This window comes from Synechococcus sp. R6-7, assembly GCF_047461695.1.
Classification (GTDB): Bacteria; Cyanobacteriota; Cyanobacteriia; order Thermostichales; family Thermostichaceae; genus Thermostichus.
The window spans coordinates 1-6,782 of sequence record NZ_JANSHS010000534.1; the positions used below are offsets into that span (position 1 = coordinate 1).

A 6,782-nucleotide genomic window follows, 5' to 3' on the forward strand; every position below is an offset into this window, starting at 1 on the left:
TGTTGATCGAGGTGCAAAACGGGGAATATCTCGGGGAGGACGACATTGTGCGCTTTGAGGATGACTACGCCCGCCAGTAAAGGGATCCCCTGGGCATCCGAATCTACGGTTTGTGCGTAAAGACCCCCGAAAGCTTGCAGATTTCTGCATGTTGGGCAAACTTGGGTCAGGTGGGCCAAGGGGCTTGCCTGCACTAGACAAGTGAGGGATAAGCAAGAGGGGGTCAAGGTGACGCAGAAGGCAAGGCAGTGGGCTTTGTGGGTTGCCGGTTTGCTTTGGTGTTGCGGGCCGACGGCTGTCCACGCAGCGGAAGTCATTTCTCTGCAAAGGCTGGGCTACGACCGCTCGGTGCTGCTGCAAGGAGCTAACCCGCGCCTGGATGTTACTGTCCCTGCCCCCCTCAACGGCCTTGACCCTGAGGCCAGCTTTGTGCAGTTGCGCCTGGATCCCTCGCCGGTGCTCAAGCCCACGTCCACGGTGCGGGTGCTGATCAATGACGAGCTGGCGGGTATCTTCCTGGTGCAAGATCTGCGGCAGGAGCCGGTGGTGCGGGTGCCCATCCCCAGCTTGGCCGCTGGCGAGCGCTTTATCACCTTGTCGGTGCAGCCTTTCTTGAGCATCAGCGACGATATTTGCGCCGACTTGAATACCGGCAATTTGCTGCTGACGGTGGGGCGGGACAGTTTCTTTGAGTTGGTGCCCCGCGTTCCGGATACCACGGTGGCTGGCTTTCTGCGCCTGGTATACCCTCAGCTTACTCTGGTGGTGCCAGCCAACCTCACTCCTGAAGCCGCAGAAGCGGCCCTTTGGCTCTATAGTTTGCTTTCCCACCTCTTTCCCCAGACCCCTATTCTCTGGAGCAACCGCCCGGTTGCAGGAGCTCAGGTTACCCTAGAACCGGCCAACTTCACCCCCCACCTGCAGCATGAAATTACCCCCGAGGGATCCCGCCTGCGAGTGGCCGCCCGCCGGGAAGCTATTCTTGCTCTCTATGACTATGAAGAATGGAAGCGGGCAGGTCTGGTGAGCCGAGGGATCCAGGTGGTAGCAGTATCCGATTTGGAGAAGGCTCTCAGGGCCAACCGCCTCAGCTTCCGTGAGCTGGGGATTGTGGATCCCCTGCTGCGGGGGTTTGGCAGCCAGTCGTTGGTGTTCAACTTCAACCTATCTCAACTGGGGGGGCGCCCGCGGGATCTGGCAGCGCAACTGGATGTGATCATGAACCCAGTGGATGGCCGGGCCGGGGATCGCCTGACGGGCTACGTGTTCTTGAATGGCGTTCTGTTGCGCACCTACAACCTGACAGGCCGCACCCAGCTCAACGAGACTGTTACTCTGCCCACCCGCCTGCTGCGCCGCTTTAATCAACTGGAGCTCCGCTTTGACTATGGCGCCAGCCCCGGTAATTGCCAGGGATCCCTGACACCGCTAACAGTCCAGGTGCGCTCGGATAGCTCTGGCCTTCTCTGGAGTGGCTACCAAGCTCCCACTGGGGAGCTGCAAGAGATTCCAGCAGTGCTGCGGGGATCGGGCCAAGTGTGGCTGGGGGATCCGCAGTTGCTGCCGGCTGCTGCCTATTTGGTTGGGGCCCTGAGCCGGCTGGCCGCCCGACCGCTTTTGCCCGCCGTGAAGTTTCTGCCCAAAGAGGGAGGCAAACTGGAGAGCGGAAACTTCGCTTGGCAAATCCTGGTAGCCGCCCCAGAGCAGGTGGAGCTGAATAGCCCCATTCGGCTGGGATCCCAGTTTGAGATCCTCAATCCCTTAAACCAGCAGGTGGCCCTGGCTGCTCAACCACAAGAAAACCTCGGCCTTTTGCAGTACTTTCTCCTGAAAGGTAAGCCGAACCTTTGGCTTTCCTGGTGGGGATCTGACCCGGCTTTGGCAGAGCGCCTCAGCCGCGGCCTTGCCGATCCGCGCAGTCGCCTAGCCAACCAACTGCAGGGAAATGTGCTCACTGCCTACGCTGCCACCCCCCAGCTCACCCAGGTACAGAGCTGGGATCTCACGCCGGCAGGCTATCGAGTGCGCTACCCCGGTCGCTTCAGTTGGCAGCTTTTGTTGTGGCAGTACCGCTATTGGCTGGTGCTGGTGCTGGCTCTCCTGCTGGCAGTAGGGGCCTGGAATATCTACCAACGCTTGGCCCGCCGCCCCGAATCCCCAATCCCCTCGTAGGGGGCTAGTCACGGACTTGCGCTTAAGCCAGACTGAAGCCGAACCCCAACCTAGAGGCCATGCTGCAGTCGATCAAGTCCTGGCTGGTGCAGACAGGCTACCTCACCCGGCAGCAACTGGCGGAAGCCGAGGAGTACCGCGAAGCAGTGGGCTGCTCTTTGGCCAGGGCTCTTTGGAGCTTGCGGGCCATGCACCCCTGTCAGTTTGCTCGCCTCTGCTGTCAGATCTTGGATCGGCCCAAGCTGAGGAGCTGGTTGCTCGAGCATCCCCTCGACCTAGAGCTGCCTTGGCTGATCGAGCCTATCGATCTGGTGCCGGTGCGCTTTTTGCCCTGTGGCTGGCTCGACCCGCAAACTGTTGTGGTGGCCACAGAAGAGCCGGGCTTCCCCGCCATTTGGCAGTCTGTGAAACACCTGTGCCCGGAAGCAGAAAAACTCTGGGAGATCCCAGCCACTGAAAAGCAGATCCTGACGGTCATCCTTGAGCGCAAGCTGGCCGCCGAGCTGCTGGGCAGCCGTCTTACCTTAGAGCAGTGGCAGCAGGCTTTGGAGATCTGCCGCCGCACCGGCTCCAGCCTGGGGCAGGTGCTGACCCGGCTGAGCTACCTCTCCACCCCCGAGTATCTCAGCATCCTAGCCCATTTGCTGGGCTACCCCGCTGTCTCAGAACTAATGGGGACAGGGCTGCTCCACCGCGACGAGAGCCTGAGCCGGCAGTTTGATCCCGAGGTGATGATGCGCCACCTCTTCTACCCCTTGAGCTGGACGGATGAGCACACCCTTACAGTGATGGTCAATGACCCCCTGGACTGGGCGGTGGATGAGCTGCTCTACAGCTGGCGGCCAGGCTTGCGGATTGAAAAGGTGCTGGGCACCGAGCAGGATATCACGCAACTGCTCAGCCAAGACCAGGGATCCCGCTTCAGCCAAGAGGCGGTGTACAAGCTGATGGCCCGCCTGCCGGAGGAATCGGCCTCGCGGGTGTTTACCCCCTCCCAGATTGCGGTGGGCTATGGCCTGCTGCTGCTGTTGCTTTGGGGATTGGCCACTGCTCCCTGGACGACCCTGACCATTTTGGTGCTGCTGATCAATCTTTTTTACGTCGCTTCGATCCTGTTCAAACTGCTGCTCAGCCTAGTGGGATCCGCCGATCGCTTCCACCAGATTACCGATGAGGAAGTAGCCGCTTTGGATGATCGCGACTTGCCCATCTACACCATCCTGGTGCCGGTCTACAAAGAGCCGGAAGTAATGCCGATTTTGATCAAGTCTCTCTCCAAGCTGGATTACCCCCATGAGCGCTTAGATGTGCTCATCTTGCTAGAAGAAAACGACCGCGCCACCATTGAGGCGGCCCGGGCTGCCAAGCCCCCCCGCTACGTGCGCCTGCTGTTGGTGCCCGACAGCAAACCCAAGACCAAGCCCAAAGCCTGTAACTATGGACTGGCCTTTGCCCGCGGCGAATACTTGACCATCTACGACGCCGAAGATATCCCCGACCCCGATCAACTGAAAAAGGCGGTTGTGGCCTTCCAGAAAGGGGATCCCAGCTTGGTTTGCGTCCAGGCTGCCCTTAACTACTTCAACCGCAACGAGAACTTCCTCACCCGCATGTTCACCTTGGAGTATTCCTATTGGTTTGATTATCTTCTGCCGGGTTTGGAAACTCTGAAAATGCCCATCCCCCTGGGAGGCACTAGCAACCACTTTCGCACCGACCGCCTGCGGGAGCTGCAGGGATGGGATCCGTTCAACGTCACTGAAGACGCCGACTTGGGCATCCGCGCCAGCCAGCACGGCTATACGGTGGGGGTGATCAACTCCACCACTTATGAAGAGGCCAACTGCGCCGTTAAAAACTGGATCCGGCAGCGCTCCCGCTGGATCAAGGGCTACATGCAAACTTGGCTGGTGCACAACCGCAACCCCCTGCGCTCGTTGCGCAAGCTGGGCCTGAAGAACTGGCTGTCTTACCAGTTTTTTATCGGGGGCAGCTTCTTTACCTTTCTCACCAGCCCCATCATGTGGCTGCTGTTTATTTACTGGCTGCTCACCCGCGCCCATTGGCTGCAAAACCTATTTCCCAGTTGGCTGGTTTATCTGGGCTTGTTTAACCTCCTGGTGGGCAACGCCATTGGGATTTACCTGAACCTGGTCGCGGTCTTCCGCCGCGGTTACTACGATCTGGCCTTCTATGCCCTGCTCAACCCCATCTACTGGCAACTGCACTCTATGGCAGCTTACATGGCCCTGTGGCAGCTTTTCACCAAGCCCTTCTACTGGGAAAAGACCATCCACGGCCTGAGCAAGTTTACCCACGCCAAAGTCCAGGAAGCTGCTCATAAAGCAGCCTAGGCTACTGAATCGGTTTCCCAAGCAGTGGCGACGAAGTGAGGCCAGCCAGCACCCCTCAGAAGCTGTAGTCCGAATCTACGATCACAGCGCAACCACGGGGGTGGAGACAGCTAGCCATAATCACCTTGACGGAAAAGTTGCCCTCGTAGGGCGCCTGCACGATGGGGAAATCGTCCAACAGTTCATCTGCAGCCACCACCCGACCGCTGGTATCGTAAAGCACTAGATCCACATCGAAGCAATCCCGATCGCACTGCGCCCAGATGTTTTCACCTCGGTAGAAGTAGCCTGTAACTACGGTCGATTGTCCATTAAAAAGCCACAAACTACGGCTCTGAGCCCAAGCGGCAGCGCCCCCAACAACCGTGGCTGCCCCTATTAAGCTTGCCATCAACCAGCCCCGCACCGAAGCCATAAGACTGCCCTCCCTACTGAAAAACGGAGAAAGAATAGATTTTCTACAGGGATCCACCTCAACGCCCACACTCTAGCACCCAGATCCGTTTCTCCCGAATGATTCAGATCACGTTAAGGATCTTAAGAATCTCATGCTGAAAATCGCGAAAAAGAGTTACAAAAAAAGGGATCCCGAGTAGAGCAGGGATCCCTCAATTCTGACCAGAAATCCGGCGAAGCTCCCGCATCGGTCTGGCCGACTTCTCATTGCGGCAAATTCAGTTCCCCCCTTCGCCCTAAGGGATCCGTCAAAACACTGCCGGTAGGGCCTTTGATTTGAATGGTGCAGCGGCTGCCGGACACTTCAATAACGTTGTAGTTGGGCACCGCCAGCTCCAAAAAGCGCAAGTTGCCCGTCGTTACCCCTGGGATCCCGCTCACCTCTGGATTGGCAGGGTTCACAGGGGCCAGAAAGCCATTCACAATCCGGTAGTAGAGGCGGCTGGCGTTGGGGATCCCTAGGCGATTCCCTTCTTCATCGATGCTTAAAGCGGTAACACTCCGTCCCGTGGGGCCAGTCCATACTTCCCAAATGGGGTTGCTGCTGCCGGGGTTGACCTGGCCGATGAAACCGGCGTGGTTGTTGCCGGTTAGGAACACCACGTTGCGGATGTTGTTCTGCTCGATAAAGTCGATCACCTCCTGCCGCTCCAGCCAATAGCCCTCCCACACGTCGTTGGAGCGGAAATAGGTCACTGTGATGGGAAACTCGCTGACGATGAACTTGTAGGTGGCAGTGGAGTTGCGCAGGCCGCTGAACAGCCACTGCTTCTGCGGCTCTCCCAAGAGGGTGCGCGGCGTGCGGCGCAGCAGGTTAAACAGCGCCTGTTCGGATCCCGGCGGGCCAAAGAAAAGGGTCTCCTGCTCGGGCGTGAGGCGGATGCCGGCCAGCTCCAAAAAGCGCTGACGAGTCAGGCCAGGGGGCAAGATGGGCAGGATGGGGGTCACGGCAGCCAAGTCGCGGTACTGGCGCAGGTCGAGGATGAAGACTTCGGCATTGGCCCCGTAGCGGAAGCTGCGAAACAGCCGATCCCGGCTATCCACCCCCGGCACATCCGTTAAATTCGGGTTCATGGGGCTGTATTCAAAAAAGGCTTGGTAGCCTAACACTCTAAGGTCTTCCACATCGCGGGTTTGCCCGGTGGCGTCGTTGAGCTGGACGGCGCGACCGCCGCGGGCCTTCTGGCCGCTGTAGTTGTCGATCACCTCGTGGTCGTCCCAGTTGTAAACAAAAGCCGTGCGGCTGAACAACTGGGCAAACTCCGGCCCGGCATATTTGGGATCCCGCTGATCCCGATAGAGGCTGCGGTAAAACTCAAGCGTCGGTATCGGATCCAGACCCAGCCAGAAGCGATCCGCGTAAACGGTGTCGCCGTTAAAGGAAATGAAATCGATATCGCCGCGGCTGACTTCTGCCAGCATGGCTGCCCCAATAGGAAAGGGAGGCTCGTTGGCACAACTGATGTGTAAGAAGCGAATGGGTCGTCCATCCCCAGGAGCTGGCAGGGTGCGAAACTGGCCTACAGGGCTGGTAAACCCCTCGCTGACAAACCGGTAGAAGTAGCGCTGCGCTGGCCTCAAGCCGGTGACGACGGCACGAGCAATGTAGTCGCCTGGCTCAGTGCGGTAGTTGCGGCCCGCCACACGGCGAGCAGTAAGCGAAACTTGTTGCGAAATGGGGTTGAACTCGGAATTCTCAGCCACCTGCAACGTCACCGCAACCGTGTCTGTTGCACTGGCCGGGATCACCCGCGTGGAAAGCACCGCCCCTTCTGCGGTGGGATCCCCGGCAAATACCCC

Annotated in this window: 4 protein-coding genes and 1 pseudogene; 3 read left to right on the forward strand and 2 right to left on the reverse strand. The window is 58.8% G+C overall.

The annotated features are described in order from the left end of the window. From NW815_RS13830 to NW815_RS13840, 3 genes and pseudogenes are all read left to right on the forward strand, one after another. A pseudogene (locus NW815_RS13830) lies at positions 1 to 80 on the forward strand (mannose-6-phosphate isomerase); the annotation flags it as partial. 148 nt (positions 81 to 228) lie between these two features. Beyond that, the gene (locus NW815_RS13835) at positions 229 to 2,172 is read left to right on the forward strand and encodes a cellulose biosynthesis cyclic di-GMP-binding regulatory protein BcsB (RefSeq protein WP_414388384.1); all 1,944 of its coding nucleotides are present in this window, start codon (positions 229 to 231) and stop codon (positions 2,170 to 2,172) included. A gap of 59 nt (positions 2,173 to 2,231) precedes the next feature. After that, positions 2,232 to 4,526, forward strand: a complete 2,295-nt coding sequence (locus tag NW815_RS13840; protein ID WP_414388387.1) for a glycosyltransferase family 2 protein — start codon at positions 2,232 to 2,234, stop codon at positions 4,524 to 4,526. A gap of 55 nt (positions 4,527 to 4,581) precedes the next feature. On the opposite strand, the gene NW815_RS13845 is transcribed toward NW815_RS13840, so the two are convergent. Next, positions 4,582 to 4,941: a hypothetical protein gene (locus tag NW815_RS13845; protein WP_414388390.1), complete on the reverse strand. Its 360-nt coding sequence runs from the start codon at positions 4,939 to 4,941 to the stop codon at positions 4,582 to 4,584. Positions 4,942 to 5,186: 245 nt separating this feature from the next. Further along, positions 5,187 to 6,782: alkaline phosphatase D family protein (locus tag NW815_RS13850; RefSeq protein WP_414416140.1), on the reverse strand; the 1,596-nt coding region annotated here is incomplete at its 5' end.